Here is a 26,165-nt window from a genome sequence, read left to right on the forward strand (position 1 = left end):
GGCAGACCTTCCGCCCTCAGCAGCCCCGTCCAGTGGACCCTCCCTCTGCGTCAACGGGGAGTGGGCGTTGTCAGTTCCCTCGGCGTTGTCCGGGCGTTCCCCGGCGCGAATCGCTCAGAAGAGTGCCGTACCGGCGAACCGCAGCACGAGCTGCGGCGCTCCGGAGGCGGCCAGGGCGAGTGCCCCGGTCAGTGCGATGGTCGCGGTCAGCGGCGCGGAGAGCCGCGGGAGGGCGGGGGCGACGGTCTGCTGCTCGCTCGCGGAGGCGGTCTGCTGCGCACCTGTGGGAGCGACCTGCTGCGCCGCGGCGTGGGCGCCCTGCTGCGCGGCGGCGGCCTGCTGCGGTGCGGCGGGGCGGAAGAGCAGCGCCGTCCAGGTGAGGTAGTACACGAGCGCGATCACTACGTTGAACGCCATCACGACAGCGAGCCAGCCGAGCCCCGCGTCCACGGCCGCCTGGAAGACGGTGACCTTGGCGAACAGGCCGATGATGCCCGGGGGCAGCCCGGCCAGGCACAGCAGGAAGAACGCCAGCGCAGCGGCGGCAAGGGGGTGCGTGCGGACCAGCCCCCGGTAGTCGTCCAGCCGGCCGTCCGATCCGTGCGGCTGGAGGGCGGCTACGACAGCGAAGGCCCCCAGGTTCACAACGGCGTACATCAGCGCGTAGGCGAGCGTCGCACCGACCGCGTGGTCCGGCTCGTCCGCGTAGCCGGCGGCGGCGATCGGGACGAGCAGATAGCCCGCCTGTCCGACCGACGACCAGGCGAGCAGGCGTACCGCCCCGTGTGCGCGGTCGGTCCGCTGGCGCAGCGCGCCCAGGTTGCCGACGCTCATGGTCAGTGCGGCGAGCACCGCGAGCGCCGGGCCCCACGCGTCCGCGTACGCGGGGAAGGCCCGCACGGTGACCAGGATCAGTCCCGAGAAGCCCGCCGCCTTGCCGATGACGGACAGATAGGCGGCGACCGGCACCGGTGCGCCCACATAGGTGTCCGGCACCCAGAAGTGGAACGGTGCGGCAGCGGTCTTGAAGGCGAAGCCGACCAGGGTGAGCGCCACGCCTGTGGCGGCGAGGGTGCTCAGCCGGCTGTCGACACCGGGGAGTGCCTCGGCGACGGTGCTCAGGTGCATGCTGCCGGTGGCGGCATAGACGAAGCTGACGCCCAGCAGCATCACGGCTGTGGCGGCGACGGACGACAGGAAGAACTTCAGTGCCGCCTCGGACGAGAGCCGCTCGCCGCGCCGCAGTCCTACCAGTGCGAACGCCGGGAGGGAGGCGACCTCCAGGGCCACGACAAGGGTCGCCAGGTCACGTGCGGCGGGCAGCAGGGCCGCCCCGGACGCCGAGGAGAGCAGCAGGAACCAGAACTCCCCCGCCGGCAGCCGTTCCCGGCGTACGGCGGTCATCGACAGCAGCGCCGTCACGAAAGCACCGCCCAGGACGAGCAGCTGCACGGTGAGGGTGAAGGTGTCGGCGACGTAGCTGCAGGAGCGCGTCCCGGAGGTGAGACAGAAGGTGGCGCGGTCGTCACCGACGAGCGGGACGAGCGCCAGCCCCGCGAGGCCGAGCGCGGCGGCGGACAGCCGGCCGAGCAGGCTCTTGTGGCGCTCGGCCAGGAACAACTCGGCCACCAGGACGACCAGCGCGGCGACAGCGGCGATGGCGGGCGGCGCGACGGCGGCCCAGTCGATGCTCTGGACGAGGCTGTGCGCGCCCTGTGGTGGGGCGGTGAGCGCTGTCATCGGGTCACTCCTGGCAGGAGGCTCTGCACGGCCGGGTCCATGAGCCCGAGGAGGGCCCCGGGCCACAGTCCGGCGACGACGGTGAGGACGACCAGGGGCGTCCAGGCGGCGAACTCGAAACCGCGCACGTCCGTGACCGTCGCGAGGCGTTCCGGGCGGGTCTCCGCCGGGTCGCCCATACAGACACGGCGTACGACGACGAGCAGGTAGGCGGCGGTCAGCAGGGTGCCCAGGGCACCGAAAACCAGGAACACCATGAAGGCGGGCCTGCTGAGCCCCGCTGCCGGGTGGTAGGCGCCCAGCAGCGCCAGCAATTCGCCCCAGAACCCGGCCAGTCCCGGCAGCCCCAAGGAGGCCACGGCGCCGAAGGCGAGCAGGCCGCCCAGCCGTGGTGCCCTGCCGTAGAGCGCGCCTCCGGTGGCACCGGCCAGTGTGTCCAGGTCGCTGGTGCCCGTGCGGTCCTTCAGGGCGCCGACGAGGAAGAACAGCAGGCCGGTGATCAGGCCGTGCGCGAGGTTCGCGTAGAGGGCACCGTTGACACCCGTGTGGGTGAGCGTGGCGATGCCCAGCAGCACGAAGCCCATGTGCCCGACCGAGGAGTAGGCGATCAGCCGTTTGAGGTCGCCCTTGGCGCCCTTCCGCGCGAGAGCGAGACAGGCGAGCGATCCATAGATGATGCCCGCGACGGCGAACGCCGCCAGGTACGGCGCGAAGGTGTGCGCCCCCTCAGGAACGCCGGGCAGCAGGATCCGGACGAAACCATAGGTGCCCATTTTCAGCAGCACGCCGGCCAGCAGGACGGAGCCCACGGTGGGCGCTGCCGTGTGCGCGTCCGGAAGCCAGCTGTGCAGCGGCCACATGGGCGCCTTGACGGCCAGCCCGATACCGATGGCCAGGGCGGCGATCAGCTGGGTGGTGTGACCGAGACCCGAGCCGTGTGCGTCGGCGAGCCGCACCATGTCGAACGTGCCGGCGTTCAGCCCGAGCACCAGCAGTCCGAGCAGCATCACGACGGAGCCGAGCAGTGTGTACAGGACGAACTTCCAGGCCGCCGCGCCCCTGCCCTCGCCGCCCCACCGGGCGATGAGGAAGTACATCGGGATGAGCACCATCTCGAACGCCAGGAAGAACAGCATCAGATCGAGCACCGCGAACGTGGCGAGGGTGCCGCACTCCAGCAGGAGCAGCAGTGCCACGAAGGCCTTGGGGCTCGGCCCTTGCGGCATTCTGACGTAGCTGTAGAGCGCGCACAGGAACGTCAGCAGTGCGGTGAGGACCAGCAGCGGCAGGGAGATGCCGTCGGTGCCGAAGTGCAGCCGTACGCCCAGCGCGGGGATCCAGCTGACGTTCGTCTCGGCCTGCATGCTGCCCGGGCGGTCGTGGTCGAAGCCGAGCGTCAGCACGACGGTGAGGGCGAGCACGGCACCGGTGACGGTCACCCCGTGCCGCAGTACCGCCTGGTCGGGGCCGCGGCCGCGCAGTCCGGGCGGTGCGGGCAGCAGTGCGGCGACCGCGCCGAGCAGCGGCAGGGCGACGACGGCGAGCAGGAGCGTCTGCAGGACGGTCTCGTCGAGCGGGATCACGTCACGCCCCTCCGTTTCCGGTCACGGCCACGACGGCGATGACGGCGAGCACCAACGAGCCCGTCAGCAGGGCGCCGAGGTAGGTCTGCACGTTGCCCGTCTGGGTGCGCCGGACAGCCGCACCGAGCAGCCGTGAACCGCGCCCGGCGCCCGCCACGTAGGCGTCGACGACCTCCCGGTCCAAGAAGCGCACCAGCCTGGCGGCGCCCTGGACGGGGCGTACGACAGCGGTGCGGTAGAGGGCGTCCAGGTGGAAGCCGGCTGCCGCGTGCCGGTGCAGCGGTCCGAGCAGCAGCACTCCCGGGTCGGCGTCGTGTTCGGGGTGGAGCGCGGCGAGGGCGCTGCTGTGCCGCCAGGTCGCGTAGGTGAGGAGGCCGCCCACCAGTGCCACACCGGTGGCGAGCACGGAGGTCGTCAGGGTGGGGCTGAGGGAAGCGTCGTCGAACCAGTCGGGCAGTACGAGAAAAGCGAGCCCCAGGACGAGGGACGGCAGCGCCAGCACCCACAGGACGGCGGTCATCACGACGGGCGCGGGCTGGTGGGCGTGTCCGGGCTGGTGGGCGTGCGTATCGCGCTCGCCGGCAGCGTGTGCGGGACCGGGGGTGGCAAGGTCCGTTTCGGGCGCCTGCTGCGCCACCTGTTCGGGCACGTGTTCCGCGGCCTTCTCGCCCTTGACTGCGAGCGGAGCCACGGCTGGCGCGCCCCGGAAGGCCAGCAGCCACAGCCGGGCCGCGTAGGCAGCGGTCAGCAGCGCGGTGACCAGGCCGGCGACGAGGACGATCCAGCCCGCGCCCGCGGGGGCAGCGTGCGCCCCCTGGAACGGGGCGTGCGCGTCGCCGAAGGCGGCGTGTTCGGCCGCGGCCAGCACGGCTTCCTTGGAGAAGAACCCGGAGAACGGCGGCACGGCGGCCAGCGCCAGCAGCGCGATCGTCATCGTCCAGTAGGCGTCGGGCGCCCGCTTGGCGATACCGCCCGTGCGGGCCATCAGGGTCAGGGAGTTGGTGCCGGCGGCGTGGATGACGACTCCGGCCGCCAGGAAGAGCAGCGCCTTGAACGCCCCATGGGTGAGCAGGTGGAAGACGGCGGCGCCGCGGTCGGCGACGGCGAGTGCGGCGGCCATGTAGGCGAGCTGGCTGATGGTCGAGTAGGCGAGTACACGCTTGATGTCGTCCTGGGCGAGCGCGGCGAGCGCCGAGCCGGTCATGGTGAGCGCGGCCAGCACCGCGAGGACGACCAGCGCCGCGGTGGAGGCCGTGAAGACGGGCAGCAGCCGGGCGACGAAGTAGATGCCCGCCGCGACCATCGTGGCGGCGTGGATCAGCGCGGAGACCGGCGTCGGGCCCGCCATCGCGTCCGGCAGCCACGAGTGCAGCGGCAGCTGCGCCGACTTGCCCGCGACCCCGGCGAGCAGCAGCAGCGCGATCAGCGTGGGATGTGTCAGCTCGAAGCCGGAGAGGCTGGAGGTGAGGCGGGTGACGACGGTGCTGATGCGGAAGCTGCCCGTCTCGGAGGCCAGCGCCAGGATGCCGATGAGGAACGGCACGTCCCCCAGCTTGGTGACGAGGAACGCCTTGAGGGAGGCGGCACGCGCGGCCGGGGTCTCCCAGTAGTGCCCGACCAGGAAGTACGAGCAGATGCCCATGACTTCCCAGCCGACGAGCAGCACGATCAGATCGTCGCTGTAGACCACGAGGAACATCGCGGCGGTGAACAGCGAGACCAGCGCGGCGTACGAGGCGTAGCGCGGGTCGTCGCGCAGATAGCCGATGGAGTAGAGCTGCACACAGGTGGCGACGAGGCCGACGAGGACGGCGACGAGGACGGCGAAGCCGTCGAGATTGAGCGCCAGTTGGATCGGCAGCGCGTCGTTGCCCGTCGGAGCCAGCTCCGTGGCCGCCCGCACCGGGGCGCCGCCGCCCTGGCGGACCGCGACGGTGACGGCGAGGGCCGCGGCGGCGAGGGTGGGCAGGACCGCGAGCGGCCGTACGAACCCCGGGGCACGGCGGCCGAGGAGCAGTCCGGCGAGGGCGCCGAGCGCCGGGAGTACGGGGACGAGCGCTGCGAGGGTCGTGGTGCTCACGCGTGCCGCCTCCCTGCGGCCGGACCCTGGACCCGCTGGTCAGAGCCGCTCTCGGCGTCGTTGTCAGTGGCGGGTGCCACACTCTTCTCATCGCGTGAACCGCCGCTGGAGTCGCCCCCTGGAGGGCCGCCGCTCTCGCGGAGGTCCCTGAGTCTGTCGATGTCGGAGCTGCCGCGGTTGCGGTAGACGAGCAGGACGATCGCCAGACCGATGCCGATCTCGGCCGCGGCGATCGCGATGGTGAACAGGGTGAGCGCCTGGCCCGCGTGCAGGGTGTCGCGGAGCCAGACGTCGAAGGCGACGAGGTTGAGGTTGACGGCGTTGAGCATCAGCTCGACGGCCATCAGGACGAGGATGGCGTTCCTGCGCGCGAGGACGCCGTAGAGGCCGACGCAGAAGAGGAGGACCGCGAGCACGGCGGGATAGGCGAGGTGCATCAGCTCTCACCGGCCTTGTTCCGCCTGGCGGGGACGGAATCGGCGCTGTCCGGCCGGGAGCCGGGGCCGGAGCCGGCGTCGCTGTTCCGCTTGGAGAGGACGATCGCGCCGACGAGTGCGGCGAGGAGGAGGACGGACAGCGCCTCGAAGGGCAGCACCCAGTGCCGGAAGAGTGCTGTGCCGGTCACCTCGGAGGAGCCCTGGCCCGGTCCGGTGCGCTCCTCCAGGTCGATCCAGGTGGCGCGGAAGGCGTCGACGACGACGGTGACGAGGGTGGCCGCCGCCGCGAGGGAGACGACGAGCGCGAGCCAGCGGTTGCCGGAGTCGGCGTCCGGCGAGCGCCCGATGGGGGCCCTGGTGAGCATGAGGCCGAAGAGGATGAGGACGACGACGGAGCCGACGTAGATCAGGACCTGTACCCAGGCGATGAACTCGGCGGTCAGCAGCAGGTACTCGACGGCGATCCCGCCGAGCGCGACCACCAGCCACAGTGCGGCGTGCACGAGCTGTCTGGTGGTCACGGTGACCAGTGCGGCTCCGAGGGTGACGAGCCCGACGAGGACGAAGACGATCTCGACCCCGGAGGGTGAGAGGAAGCCGGGGTGACCGGCGGCGAGGCCGGTGTGGGCCGGGGCCGCCCCGGTGTGGCCGCCGACGAGCGGCTGGACGAGGAGGGCGCTCACTCGGCACCGCCTTGTGCGTCCTGGCCGGAGCCTTGCGTCGGCTTCCCGCCCGGCTCCTCCGCGGTCTCCTGGGCGGGCTGCTCGCGGTGGGCGGCGAGCCTGTCGGCCTCGGCGGTCTGAGCGGCCTTGTCGGCGCTCTTGCGGGCGGCGGCCAGTTCCTTGGCCTCCTCGGCGGCGTCGTCCAGCGGCGGCGGTTCGGGCACGGTCCACATCCACTCGCGGAGCTTGTCCCGCTCGTGGGTCAGCTCATGGATATCGGTTTCCGCGTACTCGAACTCCGGCGACCAGAACAGCGCGTCGAAAGGACACACCTCGATGCAGATACCGCAGTACATGCACAGGGCGAAGTCGATGGCGAACCGGTCGAGGACGTTGCGGCTGCGCTCCCGGCCGCCCGGCGCGGCCGGAGGCACCGTCTCCTTGTGGGAGTCGATGTAGATGCACCAGTCCGGGCACTCACGGGCGCACAGCATGCAGACGGTGCAGTTCTCCTCGAACAGGCCGATGACCCCCCGGCTACGGGGCGGCAGTTCGGGCTGCGCGTCCGGGTAGTGCTCGGTGACCGACCGCCGGGTCATCGTGCGGAGGGTGACGGCCAGGCCCTTGGCCAGGCCGGAGCCGAACACTCCGCGCTTGGCGCCGGACCGCTCGGCGGGCGTGCCCTCGGAGTGGGCGTGGGACACGGCTACATCACCACCTTGACGACGCCGGTGAGGGCGATCTGGAAGAGGGCGAGCGGGACGAGCGCCGTCCAGGCCAGCCGCTGGATCTGGTCCTCGCGCAGCCGGGGATAACTGACCCGCAGCCAGATCACACCGAAGGCGAGGACACCGGTCTTGAGCAGCATCCACAGCCATCCCAGACCGTCGGCGAAGGGACCGTGCCAGCCACCGAGGAAGAGCACGGCGGTGAGCGCGGAGAGCACGACGATGCCCGCGTACTCGGCGAGCAGGAACAGTGCGAAGCGCAACCCGGTGTACTCGGTGTAGGCGCCGAAGATGATCTCCGAGTCCGCAATCGGCGCGTCGAAGGGGGGACGCTGCAGCTCGGCGAGGCCGGCGACGAAGAAGACAACCGCCCCCACCAGCTGCCACGGCAGCCACCACCACTCCCACACCCCGAGGATGCCGGGCAGGGAGAGGGTGCCGGCGGCCATGGCGACGGAGGCGGCGGCGAGCAGCATCGGCAGCTCGTACGCCAGCAGCTGGGCCGCCGTGCGCAGCCCACCGAGGAGGGAGAACTTGTTGGCCGAGGCCCAGCCGCCCATCAGCGAGCCGAGGATGCCGACGCCCATCACGGCCAGTACGAAGAAGATCCCGGCGTCCAGCGCCTGCGCGACACCGCCGCCCGGTGCGACGGGGATCGCCACCAGGACGAGCAGATACGGGATCAGCGCGAGTGCGGGCGCAAGCTGGAAGACGCGCCGGTCGGCGCCGTCGGGGACGACGTCCTCCTTCTGCGCGAACTTCACTCCGTCGGCAACCAGCTGGGCCCAGCCGTGGAAGCCGCCCGCGTACATCGGGCCGACGCGCCCCTGCATATGGGCCATGACCTTGTGCTCGGTCTGCCCGACCAGCAAGGGCAGCAGAAGGAAGGCGAGCAGTACGGCGAGGATCCGGACGGTGACATCGAGGGCGTCCATCAGGCTCCGTCCCCCTGTTCCCCGTGCCGGTTCTCCCCCGGACCGCCGCTCGGTTCCTCGCTCGGTTCCTCGCTCGGTTCCTCGCTCGGGCGGTCGCTCCCGTCAGCGCTCGGGCCGTCCTTGGGGGCGTCGTCAGCCGGCCGGTCGCCGGAGCCGTCCGCGCCTTCATCGGCGGGAGGGGCGTGGTGCCAGGGAGCGTCGGAGGAACGCGGCGTCCTCGGAGTCTCGCTCCCCGGGCGCTCGCCCGAAGTGGCGCGCTTCTCGTCGGCCGGGGCCTCCTTCGGCGGTACGGCCGACTCCTCCGGGGTGGGCTGCTCCTGCGGCTCGGCCGGCTCCTGCGAGGTGGGGCGCTCCTGCGCGGTGGGCTGCTCCTGCGGGGTGGGCTGCTCCGCCGCAGCGCGCTGGGAGGCCGACCCGGCACTGGCGCTGCGGGCGCGGCGGGGCCTGCGCGGGGTGGGCTCGGCCGCCTCCGTCTCCTGCTGGGAGGCGGAGCCGGCACTGGCGCTGCGCGTGCGGCGCGGAGTGTCACCGGAGGCGCGGCGGGAGCGTTCACGGGTGGGCGCGGGGGGCAGCTGGCCCTTGAGGGGTCCCCATTCGTTGGGGTCGGGGACGCCCGGCGGGAGCATCTGGCGGCGCTTGGGGCCGCCGTGCCCGGACTCGCCGGGCTCCTTCGCACCGGGCCACGCCTTGGCCACGCGGGCCGCGAGCACGAAGTCCTTGCGCAGCGGATGCCCCTCGAAGCTGTCGGGCAGCAGCAGCGGGAGCAGGTGCGGATGGCCCGGGAAGTCGACGCCGAACATCTCGTGCGTCTCCCGCTCGTGCCAGGCCGCGCCCGCGTAGACGCCGGTGGCGGTGGGCAGGGCGGGAGCCTCGTGCGGGACGGTCGTACGCAGCACGAGGCGGCGCACTCCGGTGTCCGCGCTGGGCAGCGCCACCAGATGTGCGCAGATCCGGATGCCGGTGCCCGGCTCGTCGACGGCGCTGAGCCAGTCGAAGTAGGTGCAGCCCAGCTCGTCGCGGGCCGCGGTCAGCGCGGGAATCCAGGAGTCGGCGGCCACATCGACGGTGAGCAGCCCGAAGGCGTCCTCGGCTGTCGCGCCCTCACCGAACAGTTCGTCGGCCGGGCGGGGCAGCCGGCCCGGGTGCTGGGGCGGCTCGGTCACCGTCCGTCCTCCTCGGTGTCACCGTCCGGGCCCTTGTCCGTCGCCGGCGGTGTCGTCGGTGTTGGGGACGGCGGCGGGGACTGCGGGGTCTCCGGCGGGCCGACCAGACCGCTGGTGAGGGCCGCGGCCGAGGGAGCGCCGTCGGCTCCGCTTCGCGCGTAGCGGTCCGCGGTGGACTCGGCGGCGATCTTCTCCTGGAGCTTCAGCACACCTTGGAGCAGCGCCTCGGGGCGGGGCGGGCAGCCGGGCACATAGACGTCGACGGGAATGATCTGGTCGACGCCCTTGGTGACCGCGTACGAGTCCCAGTAGGGGCCGCCGCAGTTGGAGCAGGCCCCGAAGGAGATGACGTACTTGGGCTCCGGCATCTGCTCGTACAGGCGTTTGACGGCGGGGGCCATCTTGTCGGTGACCGTGCCGGAGACCACCATCAGATCGGCCTGCCTCGGGCCGGGCGCGAAGGGGATGACGCCGAGCCGGATGAAGTCGTGCCGTGCCATGGACGCGGCGATGAACTCGATGGCGCAGCAGGCCAGGCCGAAGTTGAAGACCCAGAGGCTGTAGCGGCGGCCCCAGTTGAGGACCACCTTCATCGGTTCGGGCGCCAGCCGGGAGAGCAGGCCGAGCTGGGGGCGTCCCTCGGCTCGCGGTGTCGCTGCGGGAGTCGGGGTGTTCGTTACGTCCATTCCAGGACGCCCTTCTTGTACGCGTACAGCAGGCCGACGGCCAGGAAGCCGAGGAAGACGAACATCTCCGCGAGTGTGGTCCCGCCGTAGCCGGGCGCGGCGAAGACCGTCGCCCAGGGGAAGAGGAAGACCGCGTCGACGGCGAAGATGACGTACAGGAACGCGTAGACGTAATAGCGGATCTGCGTGTGAGCCCAGCCCTCGCCGACGGGGTCGACCCCGCACTCGTACGTCAGCATCTTCTCGGGGGTGGGGACCACTGGCCGCAGCAGACGGCCTGCGGCGAAGGCCACGCAGACGAAGAGCACACCGACGACGGCTACCAGCCCGACGACTGCATAGCCGTGGAAGTAGTCCGGCACGCCTGCCCCGTCCTGTGTCGGTGTGTACGTTCGACGATCTGTACGCACGGAGTGTAGGCCCTGGGGGACCCGCTGAGGACAGCCGCGTCACACTCGCGGGCTCCGCGAGCACGGCGGCGGAAGCCTCGTGACTTTCCCCAGGGTCGGCCCCGTGACTTCCGCGTCGGCCCCGTGACTTCCGCACGGCCGCCTCGTGGGCCTCGGGCCCCGGGCCCCGGGCCCCGGTCAGGAGATCTTGGGAGCCGCAGGGGTAGGGACAACCCCCGTATCAAGACTCCAGCTGGCGCGATTACCGACAGCGCCTCCGCAGGCGATGCTGGATCCATGACAGGCGAAGCGTCTTCCCTTGCTCCTGCTGCCCCTCCGGTTTCCGCTGCGCGGCGCCCATGGTGGCTCGTGATGCTGCGGGCTCCGCTGACCCGGCAGTCGATGTGCGAGCTGGCGTACGTCGTCACGGGGTTGCCGCTGGCAGCCGTCGCCTTCTGCTACGCGTTCGGGGCGCTGATGTTCGGCACGGCGCTGCTGATCACCTCACTGGGGCTTCCGATACTGGCAGCCGGGCTGGCCGGGTGTCGGGTGCTGGGGCACCTGGAGCGGGGCAGGGCGCGGGTGCTGCTGGGTCTGCGGGTGGGGGAGCCGGAGCCGGTGCGGACGCAGCGGCGCTCGGACAGCCTGATGTCGTGGATGGGGGCACTGCTGCGCAGTGGGGTCTCCTGGCGGCATCTGCTCTACGCGCTGCTGTTTCTGCCCTGGGCGGTCTTCGGCGGCGGCATAGGGGTGGCGACCTGGTGTGCCGGCTGGCTGATGTTCACGCTCCCCGTGTGGGAGTGGATATCCCCCGGCGAGTATGTGCACCTCCCCCCGCTGCAGGCCGGCAGCGACGGGCTGACCTCCGTCTCCGCCTCGCAGGACGGCGTGGTGCTGGAGCCGGGGTTCACCCTGACACTCGTCTCGGCGCTCGGCCTGGTGATCATCCTGCTGACCCCATGGCTGATACGAGGGTTGGTACAGGTGGACAAGCTGCTGGTCAGTGGGTTGCTGGGGCCGTCCCGGCTGGCGGTTCGGGTGTCTCAGCTGGAGACGGACCGCGGGGTGGTCGTGGACACGGCGGCAGCCGATCTGCGCCGGATCGAACGCAACCTGCACGACGGTGCACAGGCGCGCCTGGTCTCGCTGGCCATGGAGCTGGGGTTGGCGAAGGAGAAGCTGCTGGACGATCCGGAACCGGACCCCCAGGCCGTCGCTGCGGTGATCGACGGGGCGCACGGCGAGGTGAAGCTCGTCCTTCAGGAGCTGCGGGACCTGGCCCGGGGCATCCACCCGGCGATACTGACGGACCGGGGCCTGGGTCCGGCGCTCTCCGCGCTGGCCGCCCGCTGCACGGTGCCGGTCTCGGTCACGGTGGAGCTGGAGCAGCGTCCGGTCGCCGCGATCGAGGGCATCGCCTACTTCACCGCCTCCGAGCTGCTGCAGAACATCAGCAAGCACAGCGGGGCGCGGCGTGGGTGGGTCGAGATATGGCGCAGTGAGCAGCGGCTGCTCATTCAGGTGACGGACGACGGCAAGGGGGGTGCCCGGGTCGAGGACGGCTCCGGTCTCGCCGGACTCGCCGACCGGCTGCAGGCAGTGGACGGGCTGCTGGCCCTTCGCTCCCCGGTGGGCGGGCCGACGACGGTGACGGCGGAACTGCCCTGGCGGTGACCGTTCTGGGATGCTGACAGCCCGGACGAAGGGCGGCGCAGGTGGGGGAGCACGTGGGGGAGCATGTGACAGACGGTGCACGCGGGGGCCCCGAGGGGTCCGAGGCGCGTGAGGCGCGCGGGCCGCAGGGCGGACGTGGGGCGTCGGCGGGGGCCGGAGTGCGGGTGGTGATCGCGGAGGACTCCGTTCTGCTGCGCGAGGGGCTGACCCGGCTGCTGACGGACCGGGGGTACGAGGTGGCCGCCGGGGTCGGGGACGGCGAGGCGCTGGTGAAGGCGGTGGGCGAGCTGGTCGCCCGGGGCGAGGCCCCGGATGTGGTGGTGGCGGATGTGCGGATGCCGCCGACGCACACCGACGAGGGGGTACGGGCCGCAGTGCGGCTGCGGGCGGAGCACCCGGCGGTGGGGGTGCTGGTGCTGTCGCAGTACGTGGAGGAGCAGTACGCCACGGAGCTGCTGGCCGGGTCGAGCCGAGGGGTGGGGTATCTGCTCAAGGACCGGGTGGCCGATGTGCGGGAGTTCGTGGAGGCGGTGGCCCGGGTGGCGGCGGGCGGTACGGCGCTGGATCCGGAGGTGGTGGCCCAGCTGCTGGGGCGCAGCCGGAAGCAGGATGTGCTGGCAGGGCTCACCCCGCGGGAGCGGGAGGTGCTGGCACTGATGGCGGAGGGACGGACGAACTCCGCGATCGCCGGCCGGCTGGTGATCAGCCCCGGGGCGGTGGAGAAGCACGTCAGCAGCATCTTCGTGAAGCTGGGGCTGTCCCAGAGTGACGCGAATCACCGCAGGGTGCTCGCGGTGCTCAGATATCTGGACTCCTGAGCAGGCCCGAGGGCCCGAGCTCCTTCGAGGAGCCCTCCAGCACAGGGGCGGAACGTGGAAGACGTGGAAGACACGGTGTGCACCGTGGCGAGGGCAGCGGGCACAGATGTCTCAGAAATCTGTCCACGATGGGAACAGCCAGGGGAAGGCAACCCTTAGCAACGTACGATGGCAAGCGAGCCGCCGCCTTGAGGGAGGTCCGATCCACCGTGACCAGTCAGGTCAGTAGCCCAGCCGGGCAGTCCGGCCCCGGAGGGGGCCAGGACAGCGGACGGGACAAGGAGGTCCGGCGCCTGGACCGGGTCATCATCCGGTTCGCGGGAGACTCCGGCGACGGTATGCAGCTCACCGGGGACCGCTTCACATCCGAGACGGCTTCGTTCGGCAACGATCTGTCGACGCTGCCGAACTTCCCGGCGGAGATCCGCGCCCCCGCCGGCACCCTGCCGGGCGTCTCCAGCTTCCAGCTGCACTTCGCCGATCACGACATCCTCACCCCGGGTGACGCGCCCAACGTACTGGTCGCGATGAATCCGGCGGCGCTGAAGGCGAACATCGCGGACGTGCCGCGTGGCGCCGAGATCATCGTGAACACGGACGAGTTCAACAAGCGGGCGATGGCGAAGGTGGGCTACGACGCCAGCCCGCTGGAGGACGGCTCGCTGGACGGCTACAGCGTGCATCCCGTGCCGCTGACGACCCTGACGGTCGAGGCGCTCAAGGAGTACGACCTGGGCCGCAAGGAGGCCGGTCGGTCGAAGAACATGTTCGCGCTGGGCCTGCTGTCGTGGATGTACAACAGGCCGACCGAGCAGACCGAGGCGTTCCTGCGGTCCAAGTTCGCGAAGAAGCCGACGGTGGCCGAGGCGAACATCGCGGCGTTCCGCGCCGGGTGGAACTTCGGCGAGACGACGGAGGACTTCGCGGTCTCCTACGAGGTCGCGCCGGCCTCCAGCGCCTTCCCGCCGGGGACGTACCGGAACATCTCCGGCAACCTCGCGCTGTCCTACGGACTGGTCGCCGCGTCTCAGCAGGCGGATCTGCCGCTGTTCCTCGGCTCCTACCCGATCACCCCGGCCTCCGATGTGCTGCACGAGCTGAGCAAGCACAAGAACTTCGGAGTTCGCTCCTTCCAGGCGGAGGACGAGATCGCGGGTATCGGTGCGGCGCTCGGCGCGGCCTTCGGCGGCTCGCTGGCGGTCACCACCACCTCGGGGCCCGGTGTGGCGCTCAAGTCGGAGACCATCGGCCTGGCCGTCTCCCTGGAGCTGCCGCTGCTGATCATCGACATCCAGCGGGGCGGCCCCTCCACCGGTCTGCCGACCAAGACCGAGCAGGCCGATCTGCTGCAGGCGATGTACGGGCGCAACGGTGAGGCGCCGGTGCCGATCGTGGCGCCGGCCACCCCGGCGGACTGCTTCACGGCGGCGCTGGACGCGGCACGTATCGCTCTCACGTACCGGACGCCGGTGTTCCTCTTGTCGGACGGATATCTGGCCAACGGCTCCGAGCCGTGGCGGATCCCCGAGGTGGACGAGCTGCCCGATCTGCGGACGCAGTTCGCTTCGGGGCCCAACCACGAGCTGGACGACGGCACCGAGGTCTTCTGGCCGTACAAGCGCGACCCGCACACCCTGGCCCGCCCCTGGGCGGTGCCGGGCACCCCGGGGCTCGAACACCGCGTGGGCGGCATCGAGAAGCAGGACGGCACCGGCAACATCTCCTACGACCCGGCCAACCACGACTTCATGGTCCGTACCCGCCAGGCGAAGGTGGACGGCGTCGAGGTGCCGGACGTGGAGGTCAGCGATCCCGGTGGAAACGCCGAGCTGCTGGTACTGGGCTGGGGATCGACGTACGGGCCCATCACGGCCGCCGTGCGCCGTATCCGCAACGCCGGGGGCGAGATCGCGCAGGCGCATCTGCGACACCTCAACCCGTTCCCGCGGAATCTCGGTGAGGTCCTGCGGCGTTACGACAAGGTCGTCATTCCCGAGATGAACCTCGGCCAGCTCGCGACCCTGATCCGCGCCCGATACCTGGTCGACGCACAGTCGTATACGCAGGTCCGCGGCCTGCCTTTCAAGGCCGAGCAGCTCGCGACCGCACTCAAGGAGGCCATCGCACATGGCTGAGACGTCCCCCGGTCTCGCTCCGGAGACCGCCCGGGCCCAGCACAACGGCTCCCCCGCAGCTCCCACGTCCGAGGCACTGCCCCTGGTGCCCAAGGCGGTGGCCAAGCAGACGATGAAGGACTTCAAGTCCGACCAGGAGGTGCGCTGGTGCCCCGGCTGCGGTGACTACGCCGTGCTCGCGGCCGTCCAGGGCTTCATGCCGGAGCTGGGCGTGGCGAAGGAGAACATCGTCTTCGTCTCCGGTATCGGCTGCTCCTCCCGCTTCCCGTACTACATGAACACCTACGGGATGCACTCCATCCACGGGCGCGCCCCGGCCATCGCCACCGGCCTGGCAGCCTCGCGGCGCGATCTGAGCGTGTGGGTGGTGACCGGTGACGGGGACGCGCTCTCCATCGGCGGCAACCATCTGATCCATGCGCTGCGGCGCAATGTGAACCTCAAGATCCTGCTGTTCAACAACCGGATCTACGGGCTGACCAAGGGCCAGTACAGCCCCACCTCGGAGGCCGGGAAGATCACCAAGTCCACACCCATGGGGTCGTTGGACACGCCGTTCAACCCGGTGTCGCTGGCGCTGGGTGCCGAGGCGTCGTTCGTCGCCCGTACGGTCGACTCGGACCGCAAGCACCTCACCAGCGTGCTGCGCGCCGCCTCCGACCACCCGGGCTCGGCGCTGGTGGAGATCTACCAGAACTGCAACATCTTCAACGACGGCGCCTTCGAGGTCCTCAAAGACAAGGAGCAGGCGCAGGAGGCCGTCATCCGACTGGAGCACGGTGAGCCGATCCGCTTCGGTGCTCCTGCCGAGGACGGTCTCGGCTCCCAGGGCGTCGTCCGTGACCGCGCGACCGGCGATCTGCGCATCGTGGACGTCCGCGACGAGGGGACGGCCGAGGTGCTGGTGCACGATGCCCATGCCGCCTCGCCGACCACCGCGTTCGCCCTCTCCCGGCTCGCCGACCCGGACACCCTGCACCACACGCCCATCGGTGTGCTGCGCGATGTTCGGCGTCCGGTCTACGACACGGAGATGGCCGACCAGCTCGAACGCGCGGTCGAGCAGAACGGCAAGGGCGACCTGTCCGCGCTGCTGCACGGCAACGACACCTGGACGGTCGTCGGCTGACGGCACTCCCCGCGGACGCCCGGTCTCCGACAATGTGGCCTCTGCGGACGCCCGATGCCGTGCGGCGGCCCGCTGCCGTGAGGTCAAGGCCCGGCACCCTCTGGGTGCCGGGCCTTTGCGTGGTGTCGGGCCCTGGCACCGCTCGACCGGCGACAGGACCATAACGCGGAACGGGAATGACAACAGGGGATGCGTCCCGTTACCTTCAAGGGGCCGGCACACCGGATCCGGGACAGAAGGCAGGGAGGGTCATGCAGACACCGAGTTCACAGCGCACGGGGCTGCTGTTCGGCTTCGCGGCGTACGGGATGTGGGGGCTGCTGCCCCTGTACTGGCACGCCCTCGCCGACATCGGCGCCGGAGAGGTGCTCGCCCACCGCATGGTCTGGTCGCTGCCGACAGCGCTGCTGATCGTGGTGCTGCTGCGCCGCTGGTCCTGGGTGACCGCGCTGGTGCGCGAGCCGAAGAAGCTGGGCCTGGTGGTGCTGGCCTCGGCGGTGATCTCCCTCAACTGGGGCCTGTTCATCTGGGCCGTCAGCGCCGACCGGGTGCTCGAATCCTCCCTCGGCTACTTCATCAACCCGCTGGTCTCCATAGCCTTCGGCGTCCTGCTGCTGCGCGAGCGGCTGCGCATCGCCCAGTGGACCGCCGTCGCCATCGGTGCCACCGCCGTCGTGGTGATGACCGTCGCCTACGGCAAGCTGCCCTGGCTCTCCCTCTGCCTGGCATTCAGCTTCGCGACGTACGGGCTGATCAAGAAGCACGTCAAGCTGGACGGCGTGGAAGGCTTCAGCGCGGAGACCGCGGTGCAGTTCCTGCCCGCGCTCGGCTTCCTGATCTACCTCGGCTCGCGCGGCGACTCCTCCTTCGCCTCCGACGGCCTCGGCAACGCGCTGCTGCTGGCCTGCGCCGGGGTGGCGACCGCGTTGCCGCTGATCTTCTTCGGCAGCGCCGCGGTACGGCTGCCGCTCTCCACCATCGGGCTGCTGCAGTATCTGGCCCCGGCCTTCATGTTCGTCCTGGGCCTGACCGTCTTCCACGAGGAGATGCCGCCCGAGCGGTGGGCCGGGTTCGCGCTGGTGTGGGTGGCGCTCACGATTCTGACCTGGGACGCGCTCCGCACCGCCCGCCGGGGGCGCGCGGAGTTGCGGGCTGCGGCGCGGCGGGCCCGCGAGGAGACCGCCAGTGCCGCCGCCGCGGTCGCCCAGCCACCCGTGACAGTAGAGACCGACTCACCCGTGGCAGGGGCGACCGACTCACCGGTGACAGGGGCGACCGACCGCTGAGGGCATCCCGCGCCCTCAACGGCCCTACGCCGTCACGTCCCGGTTGGTGAAGCGGGCCCATGCCGCTGAGCCGAAGACACCTGCGTAGAGGGCCTGCAGGCCGAGGTTCTTCAGGATGTCGTCCCAGTAGACGGGGTCCCGCAGCAGGTCGGCGAAGCTCAGCCAGTAGTTGGGGAACAGGAAGGGGTGGAACGCGTCCAGCTGCGGGATGGCGTTGAGGATCTGCACCGTGATCAGCAGCCCCACCGTGGCGGCCATGGCGGCGATACCGCTGTTGGTGAGGGTCGACACGAAGAGGCCCAGCGCCGCCAGGCCGAGCAGGCTGAGGGCGACGACCACGGCGATGGCCACAGCCCGCAGCAGTCCGTGGCCGAAGGAGACCGTGGTGCCGGACAGCAGCGTGACCTCGCCGGTGGGAAAGAGCAGTGCTCCGGTCACCAGCGCGGAGACGGCCACCGTCATGGTCGCCGCCAGGCAGAAGGCCAGCACCGTGGTGAGCTTCGCCAGCAGCAGCCGGGTACGGCCGGCCGGGGCGACCAGCAGATAGCGCAGGGTGCCCGCGGCTGCCTCTCCGGCCACCGCGTCCCCCGCCACCACACCGATCGCCATCGGCAGGAAGAACGGGAGGGTGGCGGCCAGTGAGGTGAAGACCAGGAACAGACCGTTGTTGGTGATCTGGGAGATGAAGGCCGGGCCCTCTCCCCCGCCGTCGCCGATCGACCCGCCGTCGCTGGTCTCGACCCGCACGGCGATGCCCACCACGATCGGGACGGCGGCCAGCACGGCGAGCAGCGCCAGGGTGCGCCAGCGCCGGAAGGTGACGACCAGTTCGCTGCGGAACAGCCCCAGCGTCCACAGCGGTCCTGCGGTACGCGGCGCGTCCGGCGATTCGGCCCGCGATTCCGTCTGCGGCCCGACCCGTGAGTCGGCCCGGGATTCCGTCTGCGGCCCAACCGGTGAGTCGGCCCGCGATTCCGTCTGCGGCTCGGCCGGTGAGTCAGCCCGCGACATCGAAGCCCTCCCCGGTGAGTGAGACGAACACGTCCTCCAGCGAAGCGCGCCGCACACCGAAGGAGCGGACCCGGACGCCGGCCCGGACGAGGGCGGTGTTGAGCTCGGCGAGGTCGCCGGGGGGCGGATCGCCGCTCAGCTCCTCCCCGTCGGTGATCAGGTCGGCCACGCCGTTCTCCTTCAACACCCGGGCGGCCTCGCCCGGGTCGGGGGTGGTCACGGCCAGCCTGCCCCGGGCGCCCGCCGACATCTCGGCGACGGTTCCCTGGGTGATGAGTCGGCCGCGGTGCATGACGGCCGTATGAGTGCACACCTGTTCGATCTCGTCCAGCAGATGGGAGGAGAGGAACACCGTGATGCCGTCACCGGCCAACTCCCGCACCAGTGAGCGGATCTCCCGCATGCCCTGGGGGTCGAGTCCGTTGGTCGGCTCGTCCAGGACGAGCAGCTCGCGCGGCTGGAGCAGCGCGGCGGCCAGCCCCAGGCGCTGCTTCATGCCCAGCGAGTAGGCGCGCGCCTTCTTGCCCCCGGCCGCCGAGAGCCCCACGCGTTCCAGCGCCCGGTCCACCCGGGCCGCGCGGGTGCGCGGGTCGGCTGTGGGGTCGGCCGCGTCGTAGCGCAGCAGGTTCTCCCGACCGGAGAGGAAGCCGTAGAGCGCGGGCCCCTCGATGAGCGCGCCCACCCTGGGCAGCACCCGCCGCACCGAGCCGGGCATCGGCTCGCCCAGCAGCTGGGCGGTGCCGCCGGTGGGCTCGATGAGGCCGAGCAACATCCGGATGGTGGTGGTCTTCCCCGAGCCGTTGGGCCCCAGGAAGCCGAAAACACTGCCCCGTGGGACGGACAGATCGAGAGCGTCGACGGCGAGCTGACCGCCGCGGTAACGCTTGGTGAGCCCGTGGGTCGAGATCACCGCGCTGTCGTCCTCCGCCACGGCGGTCTGCTCGGTCATATGCCCCCTTCGCCGTCCTTTCCGTACTGCCCTGCCGGGTGCGGTGCTACTTGGCTGCCTGGTCCTGGTTGGCTGCCTTGACCAGGCCGTCCTTGGTGACGGCACCGACGTAGACCTTGCCGTCGTCGGTCATCAGAGCGTTGACCAGACGGGTGCTGAAGACCCGCCCGGTGCCGAAGTCACCCTTGACCTCGTCGGTGAAGCTGTCCAGCAGCTTCATGGAGCGCTCGTCGCCACCGCCCGGGTTCTGGCCGCCGAGTCCGCCGGGCATGCCGGTGTCGAGCCTGGCCACCTTGCCCCAGTCGCTCGCGGACTTGTTGACGACCTCCAGCCCCGATCCGGAGAGCCCGGCCGGCCCCTTCGGACCCTGTTTGCCGCCGGTGCCGTGCTTCGGCTCGGCCTCGGTGACCTTGGTGTCCTTGGGCGGGGTGAAGTCGAAGCTGCTCGCGTCCGGCTTGCCGAAGTCCACCTTGGTGTAGGCGACATCGATCGCCGGCTTGTCCCCCTCCTTCGGGGTGAGGGTGAACCGCAACGGCAGACCCTTGTCCGCGTCCACCGCTATGCGGACCGACTCGACGGTGGAGTCCGGAGCACCCTTGGGCTTGACGACCAGCTGGTAGGCGTCGCGGCCGGCGACCTTCGCGGTGCCGTCGACCGTCACGGACGTGGACTTGTCGACGTCCTTGAGCGCCTGCTTCGCCGCCTCCTGCGGGGTGACAGCGTCCGGCTTGCCGTGCCACCGCTCGGCCGACTTGCCGTGCGAGCCCTTGGCCCCCTCGGGAGCCTTGGCGTGCCAGGCCGTGTTGCTGCCGCTGTCGTACGCCCACAGGTCGCGCCCGTTGTGGACAAGGCTGTACTCGGCCGCGTCCTCCATCACCGAGAGGCGCTGTTTGTCGGGACCGTCGGCGGCGAAGCGGAGGGTGTGCTCCCCGGAGGCCAGCTCGGCAAGCTTCTTGCCCGGAGAGGCGTCCGGCTGCTCCTTGTCGCCGTCCTGGCCCTCGGAGCCGGCGGAGCCGTGCGGTCCGCCTCCGAAACCGCCGCTCCCACCACCGCTGCCACCGCCTCCCGGGAGGGAGGGCAGGCCGAGATCGGTGCTCACCTTGACCGTGCCGGACATGTGGTCGACATCGGACTTGGCCACCTTGGCGACCAGCTCCTCGGCCGTGACCTTCGGCAGGTCAGGATCGCCGGAGCTGGCGAGCGCGGGCACCAGGCCGACGGTCGCGGCGGCGACCCCGGCGACAGCGACCGGTACGCCGTACCGGACCGCCTTGCGCCGAGGGTTCCTCGGTTGGATCTGTGCCATCTGTCTGTCCTACCTCCGTGATCGGCGGCGGCTTCAAAGGTCGCACTCGTCCACCCCTTGCCGCCATTCTCACCCGAATCGGTGTGGGGTGGGTGCTTCCATGGCATCAAATCCCCCGCTATGGCGCGTCAGCCGACGGAGGCACATTGCGCTACTCCCCCGGGATGACTGTCCCTCCGCCTCCGGGTTGGTACGGCGCGGATCGGCATGAGGGGCGCGTCCTTCCAGCCATCTCCCGGCGGGCCCGCCGAAGTTCGCCCCGCGCCCACGATCCGGTCCGAGGCGGCGCGGCAGAAAGGCGACGAGCGCGGGGAGTGCGAGGAGCACACGGAGGCGCGAGAAGCACGCGGAGACAGGACGTGGACCCCGCGGCAGGACGTGGGCCCCGCGGTAGGACGGCGGCCCGGCGGCCGGACGGCGGTCGCGCTCGTCAGCCCGCCCGGTCCACCACGGCCGTGCACAGCCCGGACAGTGCGGCCTTGGCCGCGTTGTCGGGCAGCGGCGCCAGCATCTCGCGGGCCTCGTCGGCGTACCGGACGGTCGCGCGGCGGGCCTGCTCCAGGGCGGGGTGGGCGCGCAGCGCGGACAGCGCTTCGGCGAGCCGTCCGTCGTCGGCGAGGTCACCGTCGAGCAGGGCGCACAGTTCGCGGTCCTCGCGGGTGGCGTCCGGGCTCGCCGCACGGGCGCGCAGGTAGAGCACCGGCAGGGTGGCGATGCCCTCCCGCAGATCGGTGCCGGGAGTCTTGCCGGACTCGTGTTCGTCGCTGGCGATGTCGAGGACGTCGTCGGCGAGCTGGAAGGCGACACCGACGCGCTCGCCGTACTGGGTGAGCACCGAGACGGTCCGCTCGTCGGCGCCGGACATCATGGCGCCGAAGCGGCCGGCGACGGCGATCAGCGAGCCGGTCTTGCCCCCGATCACTTCCAGATAGTGGTCGATGGCGTCGTGGCCGTCGGCGGGGCCCGCGGTCTCCATGATCTGGCCGGTGACGAGCCGTTCGAACGCCTGGGCCTGGATGCGGACGGCTTCCGGCCCGAGGTCGGCCAGTATGTGCGAGGCGCGGGAGAAGAGGAAGTCGCCGGTCAGGACGGCAACCGAGTTGTCCCAGTTGGCGTTGGCGCTGGGCACTCCGCGCCGCACATCGGCCTCGTCCATGACATCGTCGTGGTAGAGGGTGGCGAGGTGGGTCAGCTCGACGACCACGGCAGCCGGGACGACTCCAGGCGCGTGCGGATCGCCGAACTGGGCGCCCAGCATCACCAGCAGTGGCCGAAACCGTTTGCCACCGGCCCGTACGAGGTGCTGCGCCGCCTCCGTTATGAAGGGCACGTCGCTCTTGGTGGCCTCGATGAGGCCCTCCTCGACGGCCGCCAACCCGGCCAGGACATCGGCTTCCAGAGCCTGGTCCCGCACGCTCAGCCCGAAGGGCCCGACGACGGTCACGAGGGGTACTCCTGTCTGCGTACGTGGAACGAACGGGTAGCGGGGGGTGGTGAGGCGCCGATCGGCGGCGCCGGGTCCTGCGGTGTGGCTCTGTCTGCTCGGCGTCTCGGTTGCGGCTGTTGGCGTCCTTTGAGCTTCTCTTCGCGACTTCTCGACCGGATGTCACCCGTCTGTCGAGTGCACCCTCCTGTGGCAGCGTAACCGGTCACATAACGATCACGGTCGGCGCCCGCCCAGCAGAACACTCTTGGCGTGCCATGCCGGTATATACCGGATAGGGGGCAAGTCACGCACTGGGCGCGTTCTGCGCGGAAGCCTTCGTCCGGACCCCGCGCTCCGAACGGAACCGCTCGCCGTGAATTCTCGGTCGGCGAAGGCCGATCTTTCGTGGAAAGAGGTAGGGCCAGGGCAGGGGCCCGGCACTTAACCTGACCCTCATGAGTGACAGTGCCCTTTTCGGCCCGGACAACCTTCCGTACGGCCTCTTCAGCACCCCGGACCAGCCCGGCCACCGCCGGCTCGGTGTCCGGTTCGGCGACGACGTGCTCGACCTGGGCGCGGCCGCCACCGCGTTCGGCTCCCCCCACGCCGACGTACTGCGAGCGCCCTCGCTCAGTCCCCTGCTGGCCGCCGGCCGGCCGGTCTGGCAGGAGGTGCGCAGCGAGCTGCGCGACTGGCTGACCGACGACACGCACCGCGCGACCACGGCGCGCCATCTGCTGCCACTGTCCGACCTGCGGCTCCACCTCCCCTTCGAGGTCGCCGACTACGTCGACTTCTACGCCAGCGAACACCACGCCACCAACGTCGGCCGGATCTTCCGCCCCGACGGGGACGCGCTCACCCCCAACTGGAAGCATCTGCCGATCGGTTACCACGGGCGCGCGGGCACCGTCGTCGTCTCCGGTACCCCGGTGGTACGCCCGCAGGGCCAGCGCAAGCCCCCGAACGAGTCGGTGCCCGTCTTCGGCCCCTCGCGGCGGCTGGACATCGAGGCGGAGGTCGGCTTCGTCGTCGGCGCCCCGAGCGAGCTGGGCAGCCCGGTCGGGCTGGCCGGGTTCCGCGACCATGTGTTCGGGGTGACGCTGCTGAACGACTGGTCGGCACGGGATCTCCAGGCGTGGGAGTACGTGCCGCTCGGCCCCTTCCTGGGCAAGTCGTTCGCCACCTCCGTCTCCCCGTGGATCACCCCGCTGGACGCCCTGGACGCCGCCCGGGTGCCACCCCCGGAGCGGGACTTCCCGCTGCTGCCCTATCTGGACGACTCGGCGGAGGGGATCGAGCCGGGCGGGTTCGACCTGCGGATCACGGTGGAGCTGAACGGGCACGTCATCGCGGAGCCGCCGTTCGCCACGATGTACTGGACGGCGGCGCAGCAGCTGGCGCATATGACGGTGAACGGTGCTTCGCTGCGTACGGGTGACCTGTACGCGTCCGGCACCGTGAGCGGGCCGGAGCACAAGCAGCGCGGCTCGCTGCTGGAGCTGACCTGGGGCGGACGCGAACCGCTCGCCCTCCCCGAGGGCGAGCGGGCTTTCCTCGAAGACGGCGACGAGGTCGTCCTCACCGCCTGGGCGCCGGGCCCTGGCGGGGGCCGGATCGGGTTGGGCGAGGTGCGGGGGCGGGTGGAGCCGAGCGCGTAGGCGAGGGCGCCGCCTTCCGGGTGCCCCCTCCCCTCGGTGCCGGGAAGGGGTGCCCCTGGCCGTCGTCAGCAGGGTGCGGCCCGGTGGTGGCTGGTCGCGGGGTTTCCGCGCCCCTGGCGGGGCACGGCTCACTCCGCGAGAGCGGCCAGCACCCCCTCCCCGTAATTGGAGAGCTTCTTCTCGCCGACGCCCGGGATGGTGCCCAGCTCCGCCAGGGTGCCAGGCCGCTGGAGCGCGATCTCGCGGAGCGTGGCGTCGTGGAAGACGATGTACGGCGGAACGCCCTGCTCCCGCGCCTGCTCGGTACGCCAGGCCCGCAGGGCCTCGAAGAGCGGCCGGGCCTCCTCGGGGAGGTCCACCGGAGCGGCGCCCTTCCCGCCGCCGCCCCGTGCGCCGGAGCCCGCGGCGGCGGCCGGGCGGGGCGCCTTCACCGGTGCCGGGTCCTTGCGCAGCGGCACCTCACGCTCGCCGCGCAGCACCGTGCCGCTCGTCTCGGTGAGGACCAGGGTGCCGTGCTCGCCCTCGATCTCCAGCAGTCCCTGGGCGATCAACTGGCGGATGACGCTGCGCCATTCTGCCTCGCCCAGTTCGGTGCCGATCCCGAAGACCGACAGCGCGTCGTGGTCGAACTGGATGACCTTGGCGGTCTTGCGGCCCAGCAGGATGTCCACGAGCTGGCCGGAGCCGAACTTCTGGCCGCGCTCCCGCTTGAGCCGTACGACGGTGGAGAGCACCTTCTGCGCGGGCACCGTGCCGTCCCAGGACTCGGGCGGGGTCACACAGGTGTCGCAGTTGCCGCACGAGGTCTCGGCGGCGCCCTCCTGCGGCTCCTGGCCGAAGTAGGCGAGCAGCTGCCCGCGCCGGCAGCGCACCGTCTCGCACAGCGAGAGCATCGCGTCCAGATGCATCCGGGCCCGGCGCTGGAAGGCCGGGTCGCCCTCGCCGCTCTCGATCAGCTTGCGTTGCTGGACGACGTCCTGGAGGCCGTAGGCGAGCCAGGCGGTCGACGGCAGGCCGTCGCGCCCGGCGCGGCCGGTCTCCTGGTAGTAGCCCTCGACGGACTTGGGCAGGTCCAGGTGGGCGACGAAGCGCACGTCGGGCTTGTCGATGCCCATGCCGAAGGCGATGGTGGCCACCACGACCAGGCCCTCCTCGCGCAGGAAGCGCGACTGGTGTGCGGCACGCGTGCCCGCGTCCAGGCCCGCGTGGTACGGCACCGCCTCGATGCCCTGGGCGCACAGGAACTCGGCGGTGCGCTCGACCGCGTTCCGCGACAGGCAGTAGACGATGCCCGCGTCGCCCTGGTGCTCCTCCTTGAGGAAGCGCAGCAGCTGCTTCTTCGGGTCGCGCTTGGGCACGATGCGGTACTGGATGTTGGGCCGGTCGAAGCTGGCGACGAAGTCCCGCGCCCCCTCCAGCCCGAGCCGCTGGACGATCTCCTGGTGGGTGGCGCGGGTGGCGGTGGCCGTCAGCGCGATGCGCGGCACGTCGGGCCAGCGCTCACCGAGCATCGACAGGTTCAGATAGTCGGGCCGGAAGTCGTGACCCCATTGAGCGACACAGTGCGCCTCGTCGATGGCGAAGACCGACACCTTGCCGCGCTCCAGGAGTGCCGTCGTCGCCTCCAGCCGGAGCCGCTCGGGGGCGAGGTAGAGCAGGTCGAGCTCACCCGCCAGGAACTCGGCCTCCACCACCCGGCGCTGGTCGAAGTCGAGCGTGGAGTTGATGAACCCGGCGCGTACGCCCAGCGCCCGCAGCGCGTCCACCTGGTCCTGCATCAGGGCGATGAGGGGGGAGATCACGACGCCCGTACCCGGTCTGACCAGTGCCGGGATCTGGTAGCAGAGGGACTTGCCGCCGCCGGTCGGCATCAGTACGACCGCGTCTCCGCCGCTTGTGACATGTTCGATGGCGGCTTCCTGCTGCCCGCGGAACGCGTCGTAACCGAAGACCCTGCGCAGTACGCGCAGCGTCGCCGTCTCGGACGCCCCGCCTGACCCCTCGGCACTCTCCTGAAGCATGCCCGCCACCTTAGGCGGCGCCGCCGACATCGGTGGCCGGACCTGTGGACGGCCCCGCCTCACTTCGCACTCAGCGCCAACTTGCGCCCGCTTCACCCCTATACATCCTGTATGTCGCCCCTTTCCCTGCTAGCTTGACGTGGCCCTGCCGATCGATGCAGCGGGGCCGAGAGAGTGACGGAGAGGGATGTACGTGCGCACGTCAGCGCGGATTCCGGGCGCGGTCGCCGCGGCGGCGGCGATCGCGCTCCTGGTGAGCGGCTGCGGCAGCAGCGACGACGGCAAGGACGACGGACACAAGGACACGAAGGCGGAGCAGCACAAGCCCGCCCACCCCACCCCGACA

General features: G+C 71.1%; 21 protein-coding genes. 6 read left to right on the forward strand and 15 right to left on the reverse strand.

The genetic code is table 11. From position 1 onward, the window contains the following. Positions 1-114: 114 nt before the first annotated feature. The 10 genes from KBY19_RS25490 to KBY19_RS25535 all read right to left on the reverse strand — a co-directional run bounded on the left by KBY19_RS25490 (position 115) and on the right by KBY19_RS25535 (position 10,376). Positions 115-1,740, reverse strand: coding sequence for an NADH-quinone oxidoreductase subunit N (locus tag KBY19_RS25490; protein ID WP_210966788.1), 1,626 nt, complete (start codon positions 1,738-1,740; stop codon positions 115-117). Continuing rightward, positions 1,737-3,323, reverse strand: coding sequence for a NuoM family protein (locus KBY19_RS25495; RefSeq protein ID WP_210966789.1), 1,587 nt, complete (start codon positions 3,321-3,323; stop codon positions 1,737-1,739). Before KBY19_RS25495 ends, KBY19_RS25490 begins: the two co-directional genes overlap by 4 nt. A 1-nt stretch (position 3,324) precedes the next feature. Continuing rightward, a complete protein-coding gene (locus tag KBY19_RS25500) occupies positions 3,325-5,403 on the reverse strand; it encodes an NADH-quinone oxidoreductase subunit L (protein WP_210966790.1) in 2,079 nt (692 codons plus the stop codon). Then, positions 5,400-5,840 carry an NADH-quinone oxidoreductase subunit NuoK gene (gene nuoK / locus KBY19_RS25505; RefSeq protein ID WP_099883435.1) on the reverse strand — a complete coding sequence of 147 codons (441 nt, stop codon included), beginning with the start codon at positions 5,838-5,840 and terminating at the stop codon, positions 5,400-5,402. Before nuoK ends, KBY19_RS25500 begins: the two co-directional genes overlap by 4 nt. Then, positions 5,840-6,412, reverse strand: a complete 573-nt coding sequence (locus KBY19_RS25510; protein ID WP_307842627.1) for an NADH-quinone oxidoreductase subunit J — start codon at positions 6,410-6,412, stop codon at positions 5,840-5,842. Before KBY19_RS25510 ends, nuoK begins: the two co-directional genes overlap by 1 nt. 107 nt (positions 6,413-6,519) lie before the next feature. Beyond that, the gene (locus tag KBY19_RS25515) at positions 6,520-7,101 is read right to left on the reverse strand and encodes a 4Fe-4S binding protein (RefSeq protein ID WP_099886711.1); all 582 of its coding nucleotides are present in this window, start codon (positions 7,099-7,101) and stop codon (positions 6,520-6,522) included. A 107-nt stretch (positions 7,102-7,208) separates the two neighbouring features. After that, a complete protein-coding gene (locus KBY19_RS25520; RefSeq protein WP_099883434.1) occupies positions 7,209-8,168 on the reverse strand; it encodes a complex I subunit 1 family protein in 960 nt (319 codons plus the stop codon). Beyond that, positions 8,165-9,328 carry an NADH-quinone oxidoreductase subunit C gene (locus tag KBY19_RS25525; protein ID WP_099883433.1) on the reverse strand — a complete coding sequence of 388 codons (1,164 nt, stop codon included), beginning with the start codon at positions 9,326-9,328 and terminating at the stop codon, positions 8,165-8,167. The genes KBY19_RS25520 and KBY19_RS25525 overlap by 4 nt, the downstream gene beginning before the upstream one ends. Then, a complete protein-coding gene (locus tag KBY19_RS25530) occupies positions 9,325-10,014 on the reverse strand; it encodes an NADH-quinone oxidoreductase subunit B (RefSeq protein WP_099883432.1) in 690 nt (229 codons plus the stop codon). The genes KBY19_RS25525 and KBY19_RS25530 overlap by 4 nt, the downstream gene beginning before the upstream one ends. Beyond that, on the reverse strand, positions 10,005-10,376 hold the full coding sequence (locus KBY19_RS25535; RefSeq protein ID WP_099883431.1) for an NADH-quinone oxidoreductase subunit A: 372 nt from the start codon (positions 10,374-10,376) through the stop codon (positions 10,005-10,007). Before KBY19_RS25535 ends, KBY19_RS25530 begins: the two co-directional genes overlap by 10 nt. 399 nt (positions 10,377-10,775) lie before the next feature. Between KBY19_RS25535 and KBY19_RS25540 the strand changes: the two genes are divergently transcribed. The 5 genes from KBY19_RS25540 (at position 10,776) to rarD (ending at position 17,445) form a co-directional block, all read left to right on the forward strand. Further along, positions 10,776-12,077, forward strand: a complete 1,302-nt coding sequence (locus KBY19_RS25540) for a sensor histidine kinase (RefSeq protein ID WP_247691412.1) — start codon at positions 10,776-10,778, stop codon at positions 12,075-12,077. A 158-nt stretch (positions 12,078-12,235) separates the two neighbouring features. After that, entirely contained in the window at positions 12,236-12,895 is a 660-nt protein-coding gene (locus KBY19_RS25545) for a response regulator transcription factor (RefSeq protein WP_185019476.1), read from the forward strand. Positions 12,896-13,104: 209 nt separating this feature from the next. Further along, positions 13,105-15,030, forward strand: a complete 1,926-nt coding sequence (locus KBY19_RS25550; RefSeq protein ID WP_099883429.1) for a 2-oxoacid:acceptor oxidoreductase subunit alpha — start codon at positions 13,105-13,107, stop codon at positions 15,028-15,030. A gap of 112 nt (positions 15,031-15,142) precedes the next feature. Beyond that, positions 15,143-16,159 carry a 2-oxoacid:ferredoxin oxidoreductase subunit beta gene (locus tag KBY19_RS25555; protein ID WP_247691417.1) on the forward strand — a complete coding sequence of 339 codons (1,017 nt, stop codon included), beginning with the start codon at positions 15,143-15,145 and terminating at the stop codon, positions 16,157-16,159. A gap of 251 nt (positions 16,160-16,410) precedes the next feature. Continuing rightward, entirely contained in the window at positions 16,411-17,445 is a 1,035-nt protein-coding gene (gene rarD / locus KBY19_RS25560; protein ID WP_210966792.1) for an EamA family transporter RarD, read from the forward strand. 24 nt (positions 17,446-17,469) lie between these two features. Here rarD and KBY19_RS25565 read toward each other — a convergent pair whose 3' ends face one another. The 4 genes from KBY19_RS25565 to KBY19_RS25580 all read right to left on the reverse strand — a co-directional run bounded on the left by KBY19_RS25565 (position 17,470) and on the right by KBY19_RS25580 (position 22,155). Further along, positions 17,470-18,456, reverse strand: a complete 987-nt coding sequence (locus KBY19_RS25565; RefSeq protein ID WP_185017850.1) for an ABC transporter permease — start codon at positions 18,454-18,456, stop codon at positions 17,470-17,472. After that, on the reverse strand, positions 18,443-19,405 hold the full coding sequence (locus tag KBY19_RS25570; RefSeq protein WP_099883426.1) for an ABC transporter ATP-binding protein: 963 nt from the start codon (positions 19,403-19,405) through the stop codon (positions 18,443-18,445). Before KBY19_RS25570 ends, KBY19_RS25565 begins: the two co-directional genes overlap by 14 nt. Before the next feature lie 46 nt (positions 19,406-19,451). Next, positions 19,452-20,711 carry a DUF2092 domain-containing protein gene (locus tag KBY19_RS25575; RefSeq protein ID WP_185017849.1) on the reverse strand — a complete coding sequence of 420 codons (1,260 nt, stop codon included), beginning with the start codon at positions 20,709-20,711 and terminating at the stop codon, positions 19,452-19,454. A 430-nt stretch (positions 20,712-21,141) separates the two neighbouring features. Further along, positions 21,142-22,155, reverse strand: a complete 1,014-nt coding sequence (locus tag KBY19_RS25580; protein ID WP_099883424.1) for a polyprenyl synthetase family protein — start codon at positions 22,153-22,155, stop codon at positions 21,142-21,144. A gap of 437 nt (positions 22,156-22,592) precedes the next feature. On the opposite strand from KBY19_RS25580, the gene fahA reads away from it, so the two are divergent. After that, positions 22,593-23,798 carry a fumarylacetoacetase gene (fahA, locus tag KBY19_RS25585; protein WP_099883423.1) on the forward strand — a complete coding sequence of 402 codons (1,206 nt, stop codon included), beginning with the start codon at positions 22,593-22,595 and terminating at the stop codon, positions 23,796-23,798. Between the two features lie 128 nt (positions 23,799-23,926). On the opposite strand, the gene recQ is transcribed toward fahA, so the two are convergent. Next, on the reverse strand, positions 23,927-25,819 hold the full coding sequence (recQ, locus tag KBY19_RS25590) for a DNA helicase RecQ (RefSeq protein ID WP_099883422.1): 1,893 nt from the start codon (positions 25,817-25,819) through the stop codon (positions 23,927-23,929). Positions 25,820-26,165: the final 346 nt, after the last annotated feature.

The sequence above is a fragment of the Streptomyces sp. B15 genome (assembly GCF_018070605.1).
Taxonomy (GTDB): domain Bacteria; phylum Actinomycetota; class Actinomycetes; order Streptomycetales; family Streptomycetaceae; genus Streptomyces; species Streptomyces smyrnaeus.

Coding starts and splice junctions, on each gene's coding strand:
- recQ (WP_099883422.1), bottom strand. CDS start 25,819: ATGCTTCAGGAGAGTGCCGAGGGGTCAGGCGGGGCGTCCGAGACGGCG.
- KBY19_RS25570 (WP_099883426.1), bottom strand. CDS start 19,405: ATGACCGAGCAGACCGCCGTGGCGGAGGACGACAGCGCGGTGATCTCG.
- KBY19_RS25530 (WP_099883432.1), bottom strand. CDS start 10,014: ATGGACGTAACGAACACCCCGACTCCCGCAGCGACACCGCGAGCCGAG.
- fahA (WP_099883423.1), top strand. CDS start 22,593: ATGAGTGACAGTGCCCTTTTCGGCCCGGACAACCTTCCGTACGGCCTC.
- KBY19_RS25575 (WP_185017849.1), bottom strand. CDS start 20,711: ATGGCACAGATCCAACCGAGGAACCCTCGGCGCAAGGCGGTCCGGTAC.
- nuoK (WP_099883435.1), bottom strand. CDS start 5,840: ATGCACCTCGCCTATCCCGCCGTGCTCGCGGTCCTCCTCTTCTGCGTC.
- rarD (WP_210966792.1), top strand. CDS start 16,411: ATGCAGACACCGAGTTCACAGCGCACGGGGCTGCTGTTCGGCTTCGCG.
- KBY19_RS25540 (WP_247691412.1), top strand. CDS start 10,776: ATGCTGCGGGCTCCGCTGACCCGGCAGTCGATGTGCGAGCTGGCGTAC.
- KBY19_RS25515 (WP_099886711.1), bottom strand. CDS start 7,101: ATGACCCGGCGGTCGGTCACCGAGCACTACCCGGACGCGCAGCCCGAA.
- KBY19_RS25565 (WP_185017850.1), bottom strand. CDS start 18,456: ATGTCGCGGGCTGACTCACCGGCCGAGCCGCAGACGGAATCGCGGGCC.
- KBY19_RS25555 (WP_247691417.1), top strand. CDS start 15,143: ATGAAGGACTTCAAGTCCGACCAGGAGGTGCGCTGGTGCCCCGGCTGC.
- KBY19_RS25490 (WP_210966788.1), bottom strand. CDS start 1,740: ATGACAGCGCTCACCGCCCCACCACAGGGCGCGCACAGCCTCGTCCAG.